This is a genomic window from Paenibacillus sp. FSL H3-0469 (assembly GCF_038051945.1).
GTDB lineage: Bacteria > Bacillota > Bacilli > Paenibacillales > Paenibacillaceae > Paenibacillus_AQ.
In genome coordinates this window covers 5,817,338-5,839,021 of the sequence record NZ_CP150302.1, presented here as the reverse complement: position 1 = coordinate 5,839,021, position 21,684 = coordinate 5,817,338, and the positions used below count along the sequence as shown (strand labels likewise).

Annotated in this window: 3 protein-coding genes; all 3 read right to left on the bottom strand. The window is 52.5% G+C overall.

The genetic code is table 11. From position 1 onward, the window contains the following. Positions 1–94: 94 nt before the first annotated feature. A complete protein-coding gene (locus NSS83_RS25465) occupies positions 95–14,164 on the bottom strand; it encodes an S-layer homology domain-containing protein (RefSeq protein WP_341346757.1) in 14,070 nt (4,689 codons plus the stop codon). A gap of 218 nt (positions 14,165–14,382) precedes the next feature. Next, positions 14,383–15,996, bottom strand: coding sequence for an S-layer homology domain-containing protein (locus NSS83_RS25460; RefSeq protein ID WP_341346756.1), 1,614 nt, complete (start codon positions 15,994–15,996; stop codon positions 14,383–14,385). Then, positions 15,993–21,683, bottom strand: coding sequence for a dockerin type I domain-containing protein (locus NSS83_RS25455; protein WP_341346755.1), 5,691 nt, complete (start codon positions 21,681–21,683; stop codon positions 15,993–15,995). The genes NSS83_RS25460 and NSS83_RS25455 overlap by 4 nt, the downstream gene beginning before the upstream one ends. Position 21,684 lies beyond the last annotated feature (1 nt).

The following is a 21,684-nucleotide window of genomic DNA, read 5'->3' as shown; positions in this document are numbered from 1 at the left end:
TCCGGGTCGGGGTGTCCACGCCTTGATTTTCCATGACAGGTTACCGGCAAAGGCCGGTCCTTATGCGGACCGGCCTTTGCTGCAGCCTCATTTCTTATTTGGATACTTTATAAATAATCTTGGATAACGTCATGACCAGCTTGTAATAATTACTGAAGTCACTAATATACTTGCCTGCCGCCTTTTCGAACATCTTGAGGACAATCTTCGCCCCGATATAATCGCGGTAGACATCCCATACGGCTCCTGCCGAATCCAGTACATTGGCTCCTGATACAATCAGCACCTTCAGTGCATCTTCCGGTTCAATCCCTTCCGTCACCTTCAGCTGATTGGTGGCATCGGCGATACTGATCCTTCCGTTACGCATGGCGGACACCACTACAATCATGGCGATTTCATTGTTGTCCAGCAGCATGCGCTCCACGCTGCTAAGACTGTCATAGAATTCCCGCTGTTTGACGGTGGATACCTTTTTGAGAATACGATAGGTCTCCTTCAGCACGCCGCCCGTAGCCATCTGAATCGCCGTTCCCAGATCCACGAGTGAGATCAGCCCGGAATCCAGCATTCCCTGGGCGATATCATCCATGGTCCAGCCGCCAATCCCCACCAGCAATCCCAGCAGCCAGACCGGCTGATAATTGATCGCGATCAATGCACCTGCTACTTCACTGACCTGTGTAAATCCTCCGTCATACAGTGCTTTGGCTAAGTAATAGTGACTCATACTTCCCTTATACTTGCTCAGCAGCTTGGCAATATCAATTGCGGACAAGCCGAGCTGCTGTCTCAGAACCGCAATGGTATTGTCGGTCTCCACATTCCGGTAGCGGATGTATTCGCTTGGTGTATAGCCATTGCTGATCAGCCATTGCAGTTGCTCGTCCACGGACCAGCTTTTGCCTAGGAAGACCAGTGCCTGCTCTACTGGAAGTCCAAGCTTGCGGAGAATCGCAGCGATGCTATCCCCGCCTTCTCCAACAATCTGAAGGCCGCCGATAATAGCTTCGCCACCGTAGCCCTGCTCACGCATGGCCAGGGCAATCTCCGCGATTGGTGCATCCGGCAATCCTGCTCTTACGATCTTAAGAACCTTGTAAGGGTTCAGACTCCACTTGCGCAAGTATTGAACGATAGCGGCTGGTGTATTTACGCCGAGCTGCACCAGCTGTATTCCCTGCTCCTCTTCCGTGCCTGCATTCTGACGCATTTCGTTGAAATAATTGTAGCGCATCTTCAGAATGCTGGCGTTGTCGTAGCCCAGGCTCCGCAGTGTATCTACCAGGTAGCCGGACGGTGCCAGCTCAAGCAGTCCCCGCAGATCCAGCTCGGCAGCGACATCATTCGCACTTGCTCCCTGGTCTTTCATACGCTTCAGATAGGCATAGAGCGGATCAGCCCCGAACACTTCGGTTACCGCTGCCCGGACTCGCTCCGCAGGCATCACCGCAGTAGTGATTGCATCCAGCACACCCAGAGCGTCCAGATTGAACATCACCTTCAGCGCAAGCACGATATCAGTATCCCTGAATTTCGCCTTCATAAAATTCGCCACCGTTCCCGGGCTTCCCATAGAGGTTGCCGGAATCAGCTTCGCGAGATAACCGATATTCGTGCTGCTGTAATACACCGTGGTGACGGCCAGACCAAGCTCCGGCCCCTTGACATGCACGGCCAGCAGGGCGGTTGCTTCATCGGCACCCAAGTGATAAGCATCCTTCAAATACTGGAGGATATCCTGCACCGGTGTACCTTGCTTATAGAGCAGGCTTACAGCAGCCTCTGTACCCGTGATTCCATACAGATCAAGTACTTGCTGAAGCGTTCCAGAGGCTGTGCCCACTGCGAAATACATTTCGGCCACTGTCTTCTGTACCGCATCCGCAGTGTATATACCCAGTCCGTTCAGGACGGCCTTCGCCTCTGCCTCTGTCTTGCCATAGCTCTTCTTCAGTAATTCTGCGATATACGCCATCCGGTAGCCGCTTGTACTCAAGACCTGCGCCGCTTGCGGGGCGTCTGTAAAGATGCCCTGCGCTCTGAAGAGCTCCATCACAGCGGGATCATACGCAGTGCCATATATAGCACTGATGCTGCTCAGAACCGCAGAGGTATGGAACGAGCCATCGGCAAGCAGCAATGCTGCCGCTGCGGCCGCAGATTGGCCGTTATACTCTTTGAGCATTCTGACAATTTCCTGTAGCGGGTAGCCTGCGGTCCATAGATAGGCAATGGCTGCTGGCTCCCCTGTAATTCCGGCTTCCTGCAGGATCGATTGAGGAGTGGCAGCCGTAGTGCCTTCCTCCGCAGTTGTGCCGTAGACCTGCCGTACAGTCCATTCTATAATGCTGGCGTCTTCCAATTGGAGCGACAGTAAGGCATCATAGGTAGCCTGTAGCGTATTACCGTAGTAGTTCTTGGATACTTCGCTCACATCCTGCAGTGTGTAGCCCAGCGAACGAAGATATGGCGCTGCATCCTGGATGGAAGCAATACCGCTGCGGTTCAGCAGCTCCTCTACACTCTCATTCACCGGCTTGCCATAGAATTCCGCCACAGCAGCCAGAAGGTCTGCAGCCGGATATTTCCCGGATTGCAGCAGGCTGTAAGTTGTCTCTCCGGCGCTGAGCTTGTAGTGCGTCTTGCCTGCAAGCACCAGGTCGGCTAGTGTAAATCCGGCGCTTATCAGCTCCGGCACAGCATCAGCGAACACGGTGATCCCCAGCGCATTCAGCGTATCGAGCCGGGTCTGCGTCAGATTCTGTCCGTATACATAGGACACCGCACTCTGGATGTCCTCATCACTATAAGTGCCCTCGACAGTCAGAGCGGCGGCAGTCTCACCGGCCGTTAACCGGTAATGCTCCTTGCCCACCCGGACGATCCCGTTCAGATCGAACTTCATGTTGCGCAGGAAGGTTACGGCAGATTCCAGGGTGACCAGCCCGCTGGCTGCCAGTGAATCCACGATACTCTCACGCTGCGAGGTCCGGTAGATATCCGTCACTCCCGCAAGGATATCCTCCTGGCGGTATAACCGGGAATCTGTGAGCAGCTGCAAGGCGGTTCCCGCAGATAATCCGTATTCTGTCTTGGCCAGCCTGATGCTGTTCGCCAGACTGAACCGGGCCTGGAACACAAAGGCAATGGCTCCCTCGAAGGAGGGGTCTCCCTGACGGACAAGCAGTGCATGGATCACCTGCTCTACGGACAGTCCATAGACAGAGGCAAGGGTCGTTACCAGTACATTTTTATCTGCCAGAATATTCTTCTGCACGAAGAGCAGTGCGGTCTGACCTGCGTCCTGGTGGAAGGCGTCTTTGGCAGAGACCGCAATTTCTTTGGGAGCAAATCCCGCATTCCACAGATATTCAACAGCTGCGCCTACTTCAGTAATTCCCTGCTCCTGCAGCGCTTCTGCTACCGTACTTCCGAGCGTCTGTCCGTATACGGAAGCAAGCCCGGAGAGAATAAGACTCTGATCATTCGGATAAGCGGCGGTAAGCAGCTTGGCTGCTTCTCCGGCCGTAAGCCCGTAATAATCCTTAAGTGCGCGGGCAATATCAGGCAGCTTATAGCCGCCCTTCTGCAGAAATTCCAGTCCGTCTCCCGGTGATTCGGGCTTGGCCGCACTCAGCAGCTGCGCAATGGTAATCTGCTGCTGGCTATACAGCGACTGCAGCAGCGCAAGCGTTGCCTTCAGGTTGCCCCGCACTCCGGCATGGATCAGCAGCCCCCGCATCACCTCATCCTGGCTGAATCCGCCCTGAATCAGGGCCGGGCCTACCTTGTCCGACTGCCAGTAGGCAGGATATCGCGCGGCGAGCGTATTAATCACGGAGGCAGCCGTAGCCCCTTGTGCCCGCAGCGTCTGAATCCACAACGCGATTGGATCGCTGCCGTAGGCCCAGGCCGCTGCCCGGCCAATATCCTCCTGATCCTCGTCAGTCTGCTGGAGCAGCTGTGCCACCGCAGCAGCGCTATCCAGCCCATAGGCTTCGCGCAGGACCAGCGCCCGGTCCTTCAGCGGATAAGGAGCCAGCCGGTCAATGACCTGGCTCATGGTAAGACCTTTTGTAACCAAATAGGCAGTCACATCACTTGCTGCAATTCCGTATGTGCTGAAGACAGACACCCATTCGCTCCACCCTTGGCGGTCGAATTCCGCAGCGACCTCTTCGAAGGAATATCCCGCATTTTTCAGCGCTGAGATCAGGTAAGGCATTCCCTTCGCTCTGACACCCCCTGTAGGGTAGAGATTAATCGTTCCTTCCACAATCATGTTCAAGGTATAGCTGCTGGATAAGCTCATGGCCACCGTAATCTCCGGCAGGGTTGCACCAGCGAAAAGATACTGGGTATCCTTCACCACCGTACGTACATCACAAGCGCAGCCGAACCGGGACAAGGCCTCTGTGCGCTCCAGCTCCACCCAATCCTGAATTGTCAGGCCCATCTGCCGGATAAGCGGCTTGGCAATTTCATATTTATCCCACAGCGTGGAGTTGCTCATAACAGCCGCTAGTGCGGTAGCATCCGCCTTCCCATCTACATCCTGGGCGAACACGGTACGCATCACCGTCAGGACCTGGTCTGCTTCGTAACGGTTATTGTAATCATGATAGAACAGATCCATGGCTCCGCTCAGCGTCAGCGCTGTTCCCGCTTGAATATAGGCATCATGCATCGTCTGCAGCGATTGTACCGGCGTCTTGCCCGCCAGCCTGAATTGTCTGAACAATTCATAAGGATGGCTGCCCTGCTTCAGATAATAATCTGCTATGAGAACCGGATCATATCCCCCGTCCAACAGGTATTTCAGGATATGCTCCCGCTGGGTCTGGGTAAGCCCTGGAGAGAGCGCCGCAATGCTTGCCGGAAGCTCTGCACGGAACTGCTCCCGCAGCAGCGCGGCCCGTGCTGAAGGCTCATATCCGCCAGCAGCGAACTGGGCAAGGATATCGCTTAACGGGGTACCCGCCGATACCCATAAATCATTCACAATGAGGGCAATTTCCTGCACCTCATAATGCTTGGCCGTTAAGGCGCTAATGATAACAGCGGCTCCGTCACCGGCTGCTTTCACCGCTTCAGCCGCATCCCGGGCAGACACCTTGGCATTAAGCAGCTCTGCCGCCGCATCCTGCTGCGAATACTCCCTCCGCAGCAGAGCATACGTGTAGGCTGCCGGGAAGCCGGCGTCCATGAAGGCCTTCCGCATTTCAGCCGCACTGGCGTAGCTGTACTGCTCTGCAATCGCCTTGCTCACCTCCGCCGCCGGATATCCGGCTTGGGACAGCCAGGTTGCGTTTGTAACCGCACCCTCCTGGTACAGCTCCTTAATGACTGCTGCTGATTTTGTTGCCGGCTGCTTGCCTTCGGCCATGGCGGACACCGTCTGTGCCGGATTCAGACCATATGCATTCTGGACAGCTCCGGCAATCCCGTTGCTGTCATAACCCGTACGCCCGAGTAACTCCACGGTATTTCCGCTTGTTTCATTCCAGTTCTCCCTCAGGACCTTCGCCGCTTCTGTCACCGGTACATTGTAGCGCTTCAGATATCCCAAGATGTCTTTGCTGAGCAGACCGAATCGCTGGAGGGCCGGGCCAATCTCACTGGCCGAATAGCCTGCCGAGAGGAGCTCTCCTATAATCAATCCATCATACGCAGCCGTAGCTGGCTTAAGCGAATTGTAAGCATCAAAGAGCGCTGACGCATCCGCGTTCATTGCATACAGGATAGGAGTGATTTCTGAACGGATCATCCCGTATTCGACCAGCACCGCACGGTACAGATTCGCTGCCTTGAAGCCGCCGTCCCGCAGAAGCTCCGCCGTCTCCAGCGCCGTCTTGCCATATTGCTTGTGAAGGATTTGAGCCGGGTAGGCTGCATCGTTCTTATAGGCATAGCTGGAGACGAACCCGGCCAGGGTCGCCGCATTGGCCACCGGCAATTCGTCAAAGACAGCCAGGAACGTCTGATTGACCGCCTTCACCCGGTTCACACCGGTGTAAGCTACCGATACCGTAGAGGCTGAGCCAATTACCCGGCCGCTGCTATTCCAGCTCAGGAGAATCTGCGCCGGATCTGCGCCGAGTGCCGCAGTTACGGAGCTCTGCCATTGTCCGTCGATCTTAACGGAGAAGGACCCGCTCGCTGTTACGCTGGCCAGCGGCTTGTCGAACGTCAGGATCACCTGGGTTCCGCTCTCCGAAGAGGTTGCATCCATCAGTTGCGGCGGCGCGCTTATATTATTCACCGTCAGCTCCGCCCCGAGCTCATACCCCGCTGCGCTCAGCCGCAGCTTGAATTCCTTATTGTAGGCCAGATTCGCTGCCACCCTGTACGTCTGGCCGAAGTCTGTGGTGGACACCGCGCCCAGTGTGACCGGGTTGTTGCCGGCGTCCTGCAAGCTGAACTGTACATCTGGAACCGGCGCACTGAAGCTTACAGTGAAGCCATTCTCATTCACTCCGGTGAGGCTTGAGGCAACACGGTAAGCCACGTACACTTTAGCCGCTGCGCCAAAATCATACCCCGCTTTCTTCAGAGTCAGCATATACGTACTGCCTTCAGCAAGCTGAGCTTGAATGATGAAGGTACCGGCGTCAGTTCCCGCTGCGATCCCCGTCACCTTGATCTTATCGCCTGCAGCCGTAAGAAGCTCCACATCCTCAGGCAGCAACGTGATAGACTTGCGGGCCAGCAGCACACTTATTCCGCCGGTATCCGCACGGGTGACCTGGCTCGTAACCGCAACCGGCAGCACCACTTCCAGCGGCCCTTCTACCGGGTGGATTGAATCCTGCACCGTAAGTGTGTACGTTTGTCCGGCACTTATAGGCACCCGCACCTGATATACTTTGCCCGCATCTGCTGTACCGGGATTAGCATCATAGAATGAGCTTGCGGTAAGGGTTATAGCCTGCCCGTCCGGTCCGCTAAGGCGAACGGAAGACAGCTTCAGATCAGGCACGGCCTTGCTCAGATTCAGACTGAAGCCTGAGGTACTAATGTTACCCGCAGTCAGCTGCAGCATCGGAAGAACATCCACATGAACCGGCGGGCCAAAATCATACCCCTTAGCGGTCAAGGCCAGACGGTATCCCGCCCCTTCTATTAGCTTCGCTGCCGCTTGGTACGTCAGCCCGCCGTCCGCCGTCACCAGGGAATCAAGCGCAACAGCCTCACCGCTGCTGTCCTTCAGCAGAATGTGATTGACCTTCAAATCTGGAACTGCGGATTGCAGGCGCAGAGTGAACCCGTTCTTGGACAGCGTCTCAATAGACTTGGCGACAGGCTGCAGCACCGTGAACGGCAGCACCATTCCGAAATCATACCCGTCAGCCGCAATACTCAGGCTGTAATCCGTTCCAAATTGCAGCGCCGCCCGCACAGCGTAGGTTGCACCGCCATCTGCCGTGCTTGCCGCAGATGAAACGCTCTGATTGCCCTCCGCATCCTTCAAGATGAAGCTGGCTGCGTGAAGTCCCGGAATAGCCGGGTCCAGCTTCACCGTCAGCCCGTCATTTTGTATGGAGTCATAGCTCAGTGCGATGGGAACCGGTACCTTCACCGCAAGCGGGGCTCCGAAATCGTAGCCTGCCGCAGTCACAGTCAGCGTATAGACCGCTCCAGCTGTAAGATTAGCAGATAACGAATACGCGGCTCCTGCATTCAGCTCTTTGACAGCTGTAACCGGAATGGCCTGCCCGGCAGCATCCACTAGCTTGAAGCTGCCTGCCTTAAGCCCGCCAACAGCCGGGTTCAGGAGAACCGTTCCCCCTTGCCCGTTAACCGGCCCTGTCTCACTTGTAATCACACTTGGCAGTGTAGCAGACAAGACCTCCCCGAAGTCATGGCCCGTCTGTTGCAGCGCAATCGTATAGGTCTGGCCTCCGGCAAAGGCTGCCTTCAGGCGGTAGGTTAAGCCATGATCGTCCGTCACCGCAGAGGACACAGGCAAAGCTTGCCCTGCGCTGTCCGTCACCGTGAAATCTGCGGCGCTCATTCCGAAGACACCGGGATTCAGTCCGATCTCCACATAGTCAGAGCCTGTTCTCAGCACAGCCGCGCTTATCATCGCCGGAACCTCAATGAAGAGCGGAGCACCGAAGTCATACCCATGCTTGGCCATGCGCAGCGAGTAACGCTCGGTTCCCCAGAAGCTCGCTTCCACCTTATAGGTGAAGCCTCCGTCCGCTGTCGATATTTTCATAGGATGGTATACTGTAGCACTATCTCCTTGCATGATGTTGAAATCGCCCGGCAGCAGACTTGGCATCGCTTGATCGAAACGGACGGTGAACGCCTGATTGTTCCCGCTCTCCATCCCCTCGAACGCAGCCGCAACAGCCTGAATGGACAACGGCAGCTCCGTGCCCAGATCATATCCCGCCACATGCAGGCCCAGCTTATACTGCACGCCTGCTTTCAGATAGACACTAACCTCATAAGACCGTCCTGCATCCCGGGTAAGGATCGAACGGAGGTTAACCGTTTCGCCCTGCTCATCCGTCAGGCTGAGATTCCCGGGGTCCAGACTGAGCGGGGAAGACAGATTCAGCTTGAAGCCGGTCAGCGACAGCTGATCCACCGTGACCGCAGCCGCATTCAGGGTGAACGGGTCAATGCTGTCAAACACATACGGCGCCTTCGCAGCAATCTTCACCGTGTACGTCTTGCCGCCGGATAGCGGAACAAGCACGTTATAGCTGCCTGGAGCAGTGGAAGCCTGAAGGGATTGTACCGCAGCGATATTTCCCCCTTTATCAGTGACGGTAATGTCCGCAGCACTCAGACCGGGCACCTCCGAGCTCAGAACAAGCTTGAAGCCGCTCCGCGACTGGCTGTGAATAATTGCATATACCCCAATCTGGAAGCCCACGGTAAGCGGTGCTCCGAACAGATAGCCGGGATACTTCGCTTGCAGGGTATAGGTCTCAAAAGCGTCGAATTTCCCTTCAATATTGTACATCGCGCTAGCCGGACCTTGAGAGGTCAACGTAATTGCAGTCTTGCGCCCTTTGCTGTCATACAGGGTGAAGTGCTCCTGTGTCATATCTGCCAGATTCGGCGCAACCGACACCACAATCTTGTTCAGTACAGTGCCCACCAGCCGGAGAGCAGCCGACGCCGAGATATCGAAGGAGAGCGGAGAAGCCAGCCGGAATTCCTCTCTCGCCAGATCCAGCGTATACCCCTTGCCCGCTGCCGCCGCATTCAGCGTCACCTGGTAGCTTAGCCCCTGATCCGTTGTCTTGAGCGAATAGTCGGTGACAGAGAGCAGATTGCCGCTTTGATCGCGGAGAATCAATTGCTGCGCAGTCAATCCGGCGACCTTCGTGCTGAATTGAAGCTTGAATCCCAGCACCGTCACATTGCTGACCGCAGCCGTAATGATTGTAGATATCGGAAAAGCAACCGGTTCATTCACCTGATAAGCTACATCAGGCTTGTACTGCACCGTATACGTCTGTCCGCCTGCAAAGGCACCGGCCAGAGTGTAATGAGCGCCCGCATCCGTGGTCACCGCTGAAGTCAGTGCAATGCTGTCACCGGAGGCATTCCGGATCACAAAATGCCGCTGGGCCAGCCCCGGGACCGGCGCATCCAGTTGCACCTTCACGCTTGTTGTTGTCGCCTCCATCACTGTCAGCGCTGGCGGTAGCCGGAAGGAGACCGGATTCATTGAGAATTCATCCTTGTCCAGCTTGATCGAGTAAGCCATACCCGGCTGCAGCTGATTGCCCGGCACTCGAAGCTGGTAGCTCGCCCCGCCGTCTGCCGACTCGAACAGATTCGGATAATAGAGCGTGCCCGCTTCATCCGTTAACGACAGTCCCAGATAATTCTCAATCTCAGGGAACGCGGGAGTGAACTTCAAGGTGAACCGCCCGTCCTTCGTTACATCCGCTATGCTGGCGGCAATCCACTTATTCACATGGAACGTAACCGGCGAGTCGAAGAGGATGAACCCTTTCTTCAGCACGATCGTGTAGTCCGCATTCTCCGCAAGCGTTACCCGCACACGATAGGTCCCGCCATTGTCACTCGTGCTTAATGTAATTCCGCTTAGCTTGTTATTCTGCGCATCCGTGATCGTGAGGTCACCAGGAAGCAGGCCCATCACCGGATTGGCAAAAGAAAGCTCGAAGCCTGTACTCGTGATCTTCGATACACTTGTTGTTCCTGCGTCTGTAGTAGCCGCAACGTTGAAATCCACACCCGCTTCAGGCAAATGCCCGGCCAGCTTCAGATTGTAGCTGCCTCCCGCCAGATGGGCCGACAGCCGGTAGCTTGCGCCCTGGTCCGCCGTTGACGCCGAGGATATCACTACCGGATCACCTGTATCGTTGTTGAGCAATACGAAATTCCCGGCATCCAGCCCATCCACGGCATAATCAAGCTTCGCAAGCAGCCCAATGTTCTCAATCTCTCCGACAGAAACTGTAGCGGTTAGCGGAACCAAGAAAGAGACAACGTTCGGGTCCACCTCCGCATCCAGCGCGAGACTATAGTAGCCCGGAGTCAAGGCGGCTGAGAACTGATAGCTTCCGCCTTCAGGATCATTCATGACCGCCTTCTTGATAGGAACCTCCTGACCTCCAAAAGCCTTGGTTAGCTTAAAGCCGTATTGCGTATTAATCTTCATTGCAGGTGCCATCACCAGCGTGAAGCCGCTGTAAGTCGGATCTACCACCGTGTTCTGGGCATACACATAAATTTTCTTCGGCGCGCCGAAGTCATACCCGTCCGCATGGGCAGATACGTAATAACTCTGACCGCCCTCTCCGTCAAAAGTCACTACATAAATCCGCTGCTGGTTATCCCACGTCACCCCTGTAATCGCAACCTCACGGCCTGCCAGATCCGTGGCGCTGAAATGTTCAGCCGTCAAATCCGGCACGCGCGGATTCAGTCCGGCCATGAATTGGGTCGGCTTCCGCCCTGCGCCCCACACATTCAGAGTCGCGTTCACCAGTGTGGCCGGCTTCCCGAAGCTGTAGCCCGGAGCCGTAAGGCCAAGTACAAACGGGCCTCCGGCATTAATCTGCGTGGTAAGCAGCTTGTAGGTACGGCCCCCGTCGCTGGAACCCGCAGAGTCTAGTGCAACCGCCCCGCCGCTGCTATTCTTAAGCTCAAAGGCTGAGACTGTTAACCCAGGTACCGCCCGCCCGAAGTGAACCGTAAGGCCGCTATAAGCACCAGGGTACCCGTCGAAGGTCGTATACTTACTGATCTCCACTGTCTCAGGAACAACTACGGTCCCTTGTATGAAGCGTCCGTCATAGAGATTCACGCGGTAAGCATAACTTCCTGCCGCGGGCAGATCGGCAGTGATCACTGCCGATGTTCTGTCCGGGCTAAGCTGGACTTCATCCACTTCTACGGCCCCGCCGCCCGGAGCCTGCAGAGTCATATCGCCTGCCGGGAAGTCTGGTACGCCTTGCGCAAACCGCAGCTCAAATCCGCTATGCGTCACCCAGCCTGCCGAAGAGGGAACTTCATCTGCCTGGACCGCCAGAGCCGCCGGTTCGGTGAACTCATACCCGTCCATATCAAGCGAAAGGGTATACGAATCCTTCGGGGCCAGACTGGCCCACACTTCATATTGCTTGCCGGGAATCACTGTACTGAGCATGTCGATACTGACATGCCCGCCCGCCGCGTTCTCCAGCACCAGGCTCAGCGAATCTACATCCGGCACTGTCTTATCCATGGACAGGATGAAGCCGTAGGTCCGCACCGTGCCGACCGAAGGTTCAACCTTCACCTTGCCTACGGATGGTACAGTCATTTCAAGCGCTGTCCCGAAGCTATAGCCGCTCCGTTCCATACTAAGCGTGTAGCTGCTGCCCGGGACAAGCCCTGCCGTAATCGTGTATACACCGCCATCCTCTGTGGAAGCCGCTCCGTCCACCGGAACACCGCTGCCATCCCCCGCCGTCAAGGCGAAATGGGCAGCGGTCAATCCGGCAACTGGCGGATTCAAGGATACCTGGAAGCCCGTCTCCGTAATGCCGTAGACCTCAGTAGATACTGAGATCACTACCGGGTCGGTGACCGGAACGAATACAGACACCCCCCCGCCGAAGCGGTAGCCCGCCTTCGTCACGGTTAGCAGGTACGTAGCCCCTTCCTGCAAGCCGGCTGCCAGCCGGTAAGAGGTTCCGCCATTAAGAGCGGCAGCCTCTTGAATAGCTACAGCTTCGCCCGTCCCGCTGCGCTTCAGGGTGAAGCCGGTCAGCGGCATATCCGCGACCGGCTGATCAAATTGGACCTCCAGACCTGCTGCGGTGATATTCTGCACCGCCGTAGCCACCTGAATATCCTCTGGTGCGATCACCGGAACAACGAAGGTGACCGGGTCGCCGAAGACATACCCTGCCTTGGAGAGAGTCACAGAGTAGGTCTCTCCCTCCTTCAAGTCTGCGGCAACCCGGTAAGTGCTTCCTCCGTTCAGTGAGCCGATGAAGGATATCCCGACAGCCTGTCCCGCGGCATCCTTCAGTGAGAGCTCTGCTGCTGTCAGATTCGCAACAGGCTTGCTGAAGCTAAGCATGAAGCCTCCCGGGGTGCCAAGTGAAGCAGTGACTGCTACCTCAAGCGGCTGCCCTGCAGGCGGCAGGGTAGGCTGAGGCGTTGGGGACGGAGTCGCTGTTGGGGATGGCGGGGGCGTCGGATTGCTTCCGCCACCGCCACCACTTCCTCCGCCAGTTCCTCCCGCTCCACCTGCACCGGCAGGAGCCGTGCTTGAAGCCGGAGCAGTAACCGTGTACTCCCCGCGTGTCGTAGTCTCCACGCTGCCTGGGGAACGTTCAAACACTACTTTCGGAGCATCTACCAGCGCCTTCACGATTTCCCCAGTGCCCGATACACTGGCTGTGCCATGCAGCTCCAGATCACTCACCTTCACGCCTTCGTTCAGCGTAATGGCCGAACTACTAACTCCCCCGGCAACGCTTAAGCGGCCTATGGTCCCCGAGGTGACCACAACCTTGACGTTGCTCTTAATCTCCACCGAGCTGAAATTCCCGCTCAGGGTGACTTCACCCGACCCTGAAATGACCACTCCCTCAATCCCGCCGGAAGCTGTCCCGCTCTGCTCTGACTCAAGCTTAGCCCCGGACTGGACATTCAACTGCCTGATGATCGTTGTCCCGCCGACCACAACCCGTACCAGACCCTCCGCGCGATCTACGGTTACAACTCCGAGCCGGGACTGATTGATATGTACACTATGGGCACCGCCGCCTTGAATATCCGTGCTGCCCTGTACCGTCACCTGTTCAAGGTAGATCTCTCCGTCTCCAACCTTGGAGCCGATGAGCAGATTTCCTTGAACCTGTATATTGCGCAGCTTTATGCCCGGCGCATTCAGGGTAAGATCACCGGCAACGGTGAACGAGCCTGTAGCAGGGCCATAAGTGCCACCGGTTTCCAAGGTCTTCGCCGGAGGAATGATCCCTCCCTCTGCATGACTGCCGGACTGCTGCTTCAGACGATCCAGCAGCACAACGGCTTCGGCTCGTGTAAGCTGCCGCGCAGCTGCAATCGTTCCGTCCGGGAAACCCTTCATGTAACCGGCACTTAGCACAGCACCCAGTGCATCACGGCCATAGCCCGGAATACTGCCCGCATCCTTGAACACCTTCAGCGGATCTTCGCCGTCCTTCATCAGCACAGGCGTAAGCTTGGCGAGCATCACAGCCGCCTCCACCCGTGACAACGGCTTGTCCGGCTGGAAGGTCCCGTCAGGAAATCCCGTCACATATCCGGCCTGGACCGCTGCCTGCACCTGTGAGACGAACCAGGCCGCAGAGGGAACATCCTTGAAGCTAATCTTTCCCGTTCCCTGGTAAGCAAACAAACGGTTCACTAACGCCACAAACTCTATGCGGGAGATAGCCTGATCAGGCCGGAAACTTCCATCCTGGAAGCCTTTGATATACCCGTCCCCTATCCATTCGCTCATTTGCGGCTCTGCCCAATGACCGCTGATATCGCCCGCAGCAGAGGCGGTCCCGTTCACAGCCGCAGCCTCTGCCTGGCCAGTCTGCCAAAGTCCGGGATTCCACAGCCCCGCAATTAGACTGACAATCAACAGCCAATGGAGCAAGAGCCTGATTCTCTGTTTTGCCTGGTGGTTCTTCACGCCAATTCCCCCTTCATCACAGCACCCATGTTTTCGACAATCTATGAGATTTTTCTCATAGACAAAATCATATCTTGTATATTTGAGTCTAAAGGAAGGGAATAAAAGAATAATGAAAACTTCCGGGGACAAACAGAGAAAAACCGCGCAGCAGCAAGGCTTCGCGGTCTTTAATTTAATGAATAAATATTTTGGGGCGGCTGGTATTCATTTAAATTTCAATTCAGCTCATTAAACCTTTCGAGCATAGTGGCAACCTCCGCTCTGGTAGCAAGACCAGAAGGATTTATAGTTACATCAGTGTTGCCCTTCATGATGCCCTTGGACACAGCCCAAGTAATGGACTCTTTGGCATAGCCTGAAATTTGATTGGCATCTTTGAAGCTCAGGCTTGAAGCTTTAGCTTGAAGGCCAACACCTTTAACCTTTGCGTATCTATGCAGCATAACCGCAATTTGCTCACGGGTGATCGCATCATTGGGAGCAAATTTCCCCTTATCATACCCGTTAACAATACTCTTTTGATGGGCCCAAATCACCGGATCTGAATACCAGCGGCCACTTTGAACATCAGAGAATACACTCACAAATGTAACCTTCGGTTTATTCTCCATGCGATAGAGTACAGTGGCCAGCATGGCACGGCTCATTTTTCCGGAGGGTGAGAATTCCGTCTCAGAGGTTCCCGTGAACAGTCCCTTGTTGTAAACATACCTTACAGAAGTATAGAACCAGTCGTCATGTGCTATATCTGTAAAAGGCGTTTTTTTCGCAAAGGTAACCACCACAATAGTGTCACGGCTAACCTCTGGAATAGTGTAAATGTCGTGGCCTATCCATTTCTCACCGTTGACAAAGATATATTCGGTTTCATAGCCTTCATCGGGAATCATTCGGATGGTGGCAGAGGTTGTGGCGCGAATGGTTTGAACTTCAAAGCCCTCGGAAATTTTGCCGTTTCCGCCTTTCACTGAAGCTTTAACGGAATAGTAAAGATCCACTGCAGCCTTATCGGCTGCGCCGTCACCCCCCTGGGCAGCCCAACGTTTCGGACCGGTAATTTTGGAGTTCTCAAAGTCAGAAACGCCAATGCTAAGCTTTTCAATAGCTTCAGAGATTTCCGAAGCCAGTGCATCCTTATTATTAAAAACAGCCTCAGCTTCAGCAATCATAGCTCTCAATGTTTCCGCGGATTTGGTTGGGTACCAATGATCCGGATAATAGATGTTTTTGGGATTATCCGCAATCGTCACTGAAGCAAGCAAAGCTTTTGCAGCAACAATATTTTCATATAACAGAGATTTCGAGGCATCCTTTACTCCATCGCCAACAAGGATTTGCACAGCTTCAACCGGTTCAATATACCGGTGTGTCGCATCTTTGTTGGTTAGAATGAAGCTGCTTGAAAAAAGGCTGAACGTGCCGCTGTTTTTAGCTTGAAATACAGCCGTTCCGATATTTTTCAGGATGGAATCCTCTGTTCCCTTGGCGGTCATATCCAGATAGACATAGTTGATGGCACCATCGGAAACTTTCATTGAAATGTCGTTTTCCATCTTCACACCGGTATTTTCCAGCACATAAGAATCAAACTGCAGCTTTCCCTGAAAGCCATATACCGGTGCCCTTCCGGCACCCGTATAGGCAAGACTAAGCTTAACAAGTATTTTTTCTCCGACTTTAAAGGATGATTTCAAGGCACCCGAGCTGTCCGTTACGGTGATGTCCACACGATAACTAAGGTCTGCCGCATCATTTGCGCCATAGGCATAGGATGGTAGAACAGCCCCTAGAAGCATGATGCACAAAATGACTTTTAAGTATTTGATCATCTTTGAAGGGCCTCCATTAGGGTGAGCTGCGCATCTACAATGTCAACCACGCCGTCGCCGTTTGTATCAGCTCTCATCCAATTTTCTACAGAACTAAAACCGTTGTAAACATTGTCCAAAATAGCGTTCAAGGTTGCCAAAACGTCGACTTTATCAATCGCACCGCTGCCATCGGTATCTCCACGCAGAAGAACAGGAGATTTCACCGTTGGTTCAAAACCAAGCTTGGCTGTTAATTGCTCGCCTGTGACAAGCTCCTTTGAAGCACCAATGTATGCTTTCTTGAGATTGTCATATAACAGCGTTTGTTTGTTGCCTCCAATCACAACCGTTGCCTTCCCCATGTTCATTTCAGTATATATGGTGTACAACGAGAACCCTTGTGTCTGACGAACTTCATAACGGTAACCATAATCTTTTACATGAATTTTGATAACGTCTGACAGTTCTTTATAGACCGTTTTCCCGTTCTGGCCTTCAAAAGCAGACAGTCTATAACTAACCTTGATAGCCGTTTCGCCTGGGGCTAATGCTTCAAGGGTCCCGTCTTGTGAAAGTCTGATGATGTTCTGATTATACAGAACATCCCACACAACGTCTTCTGCCTTTAGAACGGTGCCGTCAACTGTGCGGAGTGCTTTCACAGAAAGTGCCGTTGTCCCGCCTATGCCCAGCTCAATCGAATCAGGCTGATCCTCGGAGTTTTCCAGGTCAGAGATTAGTTTGATGCTCTCATACTCTGACAGAACACGATTCACCAGATACACTGGAACCACCGTTTCGTTTCCAGCATCATCAACCGCTTTAAGCATCAGAGTTTGGTTCGATTCCTCACTTGAGGCCTTGCGGTTGACAACGAAGGTTCCGTCAGGACGGATAACAATACCGTCTGAACTGCCGTCTAACGTTAAGCTTGCGGATGGCTCTGTTAGGCCATGGAAGCTATAGCTGGAGTCCGCACCAACAAAAACAACCTGATTGCTGACGGTGTTATCAACGTTTTCCTTATCCAGGCTGGTTTTAACATCTTCATCAAGGAGTAACACAGGCGCTTTGGTATCAACAGTAAATCCAATGGCCCCTGATGAGCGGCTGCCTTGGAGGGTGTCATGGTTTTCGGCAACCGCTGTAAAGTCCACCAGCTGCTGGCCGTCTTCAAGCTTTTCTTCAAATGACCACACCTTCTTAAATTCTTGAGGTGTGTTTTTATCTTCGGTGTTAAGGTTTAAGGTCATTTTCACAGGTCTGTCGAAGGTGTACGTCGCCTTGAATTGGTCAGTGTTTAAGTAATAGAGCTCCTTTGATCTGTCAATGTTCGTCTCAACGCTTACAAGCTTGGGCTTATCCGTTGAAGGCATAACAAAGCTTGGCGATGAGGCAAATTCGGTTGAACGGTAATATTCCGCCTGTGTAAGAGCAGACTCCACAATTCTAACTGCCTGCACTATAACAAAGTAAGTCTTGCCTTCCTGTAACAGAGGCCGGTTGGTTTGGTTTTCTAATGGTTTGAGGATGATGTCACTGCCCACTTTAAATTGACCAAAGGAATTCTCGACCTCGGCCCCATCTTCGTCTTGGATCGCCACAAGATAATGTGTTGCAGTATCATCGGTTCCCGTTATATCAACCTTTACATAGCCGTCGCCGCTATAGACCGCAGACACAGATTTCGGGTTTTGCGGGAGCAATGGATTGGTAAAGGTGAAGGTCGAAGCCGTGATTTTCTTGCTCATTCCGCCTTGATGGTTCACAAGCATGGCCACCACATGATATTTCCCTTCAGGGAAGGACTCAGGAAGCGTGAATACATGAGAACCTGATTTAATTTCATCTAACTCCAGGTTGCCGATACTAATTAAGGATGAAGTATCTTGAATGTTAGAGGATTCGATGGTTTTCATGACGGACGGGTCCTTCGTGACATAGACATTAAGCGCACCCGAATATTGGCCCTGCTTGTCCGTTGTCCAGGAAACGTTAATATCACGGCTTGTATTTGTGCTAGTAGAAGCACTAACTCCTGTCAGCTCAGGCATATAGTCAACACTGTTTACTGCAAAGTTGTCTATATAGACATCAGGTGTTGAAACTGAAACGGACCAGTTGCCCCCAACAATCAGAGAGGGATCAGTGACTGAAATGTACAAATAATTCGTGCCGTCTAAAGATTGAACAAGATAGTTTCCGTTGCCCTTATTATCGTCTTCAACCATGGTCAATCTTTTACCATTTGGATTGGTGACAATGATTTCAGATGCAGACGGCTGGATTAAACCGCGCAGCGGAACTTCAAAGAGAAGGGCATCCTTTGTTGCCGGATTAATCTCTTTGGTAACCCCATTCCCGGCCCTTGTCTTAGCGACGGCCTCCGTACTCAATCTTCTCATATTTGTTCCATAGATCATGGTGGTTGGCACAAGGTTGCCGCTCTCGTCCAGCGCCTCCGAGTGGACATAGTGAACGGCGTCTCCTCTTGAAGAGAGGTCGATGGACCCGCCAAAGCTTAGGTCACCGTTCCAATAATAGATGAAGCCAAGCTTCACCCCAATGACCTTAAAGTTTGCACCCACAAAGTCAGAGGAGACGGCTGCCTCAACGCCTGCGATCTCCTTGCCCCCAAGCAGCGGGATGGAGTCTGGAATGAACAGCCCTGCGTACACATAACCATAGAAATAATCTTCCGTAATTTTAATCGTGATCCCGCCACGAATGGCTCCGGCATGAATACTGATGCTGCCGAAGGCATTAAGCTGAAACGGCGAGATCCATTGAACATTCATTCCCGCCCCAATATTAAGCAGCCTTCCCTCTTCGTCTTTCTCCAAGTGGCCGCTGCCTTCTATGGCAAGACCGGATAGCTTCGCATCCAGCTTAAAGTCACCCACAATAATGGCATTAATTAATAGCCTGGTTTGAAGATGGATGGTAAGGGGCGGAAGCTCCCCTGCCGGTTCTCCGGCAATGGTATCTGCAAGGTTCGAAATGCCTCCGCCAAGGCCTGTGATAAATACATAAGGTGCAACCACAGGAACCTTCATTGTAGATGGCGCTAAAAAGAAGGTGAGCTTATCCAGCATCATTTTGGGCACGGAGTTAATAGGAACCTTTTTGAGGGCCAATGACCCTTCTACTTCGAGCATGGTAACAGATACACCGGCATCAATACTATAAATATCTTCAATGGTGTTAATGGTTATATCCGCTTTAACACCGGCTTCGTTTCCTACTAACGGGCCTAATATATCTTTGGGCAGAGCTACTGAGAGTGTTGTGTTAATGCCAACAAAACCAATCTCGCTGTCTTTACTTCCATAGAGAACATCTTGAACGTCCGCTGTGAGCGAGCCTTTATAATCATAATGCTCCTCACCCTTGGATGAGTCAGCAGCTTTTAAAGGCATTGAAATTCTTCCGCCAAAGCTAATTCCGAAATCATCATCTTCCCGGGTCATAACACCGTACTTAATATTGATCAAAAAACCTGCAATATTTTGCAGCATATAACCGGCATCACCGAGCTGTAGTTCAAAGGCTTGAGCCCTCTTCCCGGCAACAGCCTCCCGGTTCAGCGTATATTTGGTTCCATTGCTGGCTTCAAAATGCCACTTATTATGCCAAATATTAATCGAGTTGATCACTTTGACGGTACCATCGCCTTCCAGCTTGGCCCCCTTGCTGTCAACGGTCATCTTCAGGGCTTCGGTGCTGTCATAGGTCAAGATGCTGTTGATGGTAATGTCGCCATCGGCCGGGCTGGCAGAGTAATATTTTTCTGTCCCCGTATCCATAAGTCTGATTTTTCCGCGAAGGGTCAACAGAATTTCTGTTTCGTCTTCTTTAAAGGCAATTCCTTTGTGAAGAATACCGTCTTTGCTCACGCCGCCGGCTATGAATTTCTTCATGACATCTTCGTTTGTAAAACTGATATAGTCATATAACTGTCTGTGGTTCGCAGCGTCTGTGAAGCGGACTAGCGAAACAATGCCGTAGCTTGCACTTTTATCTGCTAAATTATCGGTAACGTCCACTGAAGCTGCTGCTTTAATTTTGGTACCGAAGGCGTCGATCAGCTGTTGATTTGTAAATCTGAATTCAATGTCATACTTTCCAACCGCCAACGTCTGATTCGTTGAGAACGCAAGCGTTTGGCCTTCATCAATAAAGCTTATTTTTCTTTTGTCAATCAGAGTAGCCTCACCGCTTGAGGATGCAACAAGGTACAGACTCCATCCGTCACTTCCCGAAAGGGCCTCCATCAAAACCTTCATATCGCCAGAAACGGTAAGGTTTTTGTCGCCTTCATAATAAACGGCCGCCGGGAAAACATGCTTCATTGAAACCTCCGGGAGCTTTCCTTCCACTGCAGGAATCAAAATGTTTGTGTTGGCACTATAGTCAACCACTTTATTGGTCTTAGCATCAATAATTTCTGTGGCGTTTAGCGAAACGACCAGCCGTTTTGACGTAATCATAGACTGAGTCTCTGCAATAATGTCAACATCCGGAATATTAAACACCGTTCCAATGTTAAGACCGCCCGAAATCTTCACCGTGTATTCCCGTGTCTTCGTGGCTGCAAACACAAGTCCCTCTTCGAGGCTAAGCTTCACAATGGGTTCTATAAGTTCCTTTGCTCCTGAGACACTATTGTCGATGGTTACATTTGCTTTAAAAACACCATTGTTTTCATACCCTTTTTTGTCGTTAGCTAAGTATACATTTCCGGTTTGAATCCCTATGGATACATGCTCCTTTTGGGTTTGTTCAGCAAAGCTGCCGATCCCATAGAGCATTTCAGAAATTCTGACTTGACCCGGCTCAATGGCTTTTTCATTCCAATAATAGGCCGTTGCAGTGTCGGGAACTAAGTATTGGTTAGAATAATTAGTAAAGTCTACACTAGGGTTTGGGGTATACTCGTATCTGGTGTTTGCAAGATTAATCCAGTGTCCTACAATCACCTTATCAACGTTGACATCCTTGTTGCCGCTCCAGCCGGACAAGAGGGCATAAGCCGTCTTGTTCGAGGCCGACAGAGAATCAACATATCTGATTTGCTGCGGAAGGTTGTCACCGCTATATTCGGTTTCAACGATTGTCGGTTGCGACGGGTCAACCAGCACATAAGGTGCGTCAATCTCTGAACCCAGCGCGTTGTCCAGAAGAAGCCGAATCCCCACCTTTCCGGCTGTGGCATTGTTATTTTTCACATCATATGAGATACCAATGTTACCCGTCCTTGAATTGTTAGGGTCGATTGAAATGGACACCTTTTGGGTGATGGTATAGCCCTTAATGTCCCATGCAATGGTTAAAAGCCTGTTTTGCTCTGAAACGACAGGTTCATGAAGCTTGGTATCAATTCCAAACCAGCCGTATTCCTGACCGAAAATAAAATCCTTTCCGTCGATACGGACGGTTGTGAAGGATGTTCCGTTGCTCCTGGCCGCATCTTCCTTATACAGAAGCGGAAGGTTGTTATCAAACGCTTTTTGCGGATGACCGTCAATGGTTTCGATGGAGAAGCCACCCGTTTTTGAATTGATTGAATATTTCATAAATTCGTTCGCAATGGAATAATCCGCATTACTACTGTCAGCATGAACAGGGAAACTTGCAAAGGTGAAAAGCATGGATAGAATAATAGCTGCAGCCATGCTGCGTTTCATTGTTCTATAGAACGTCATT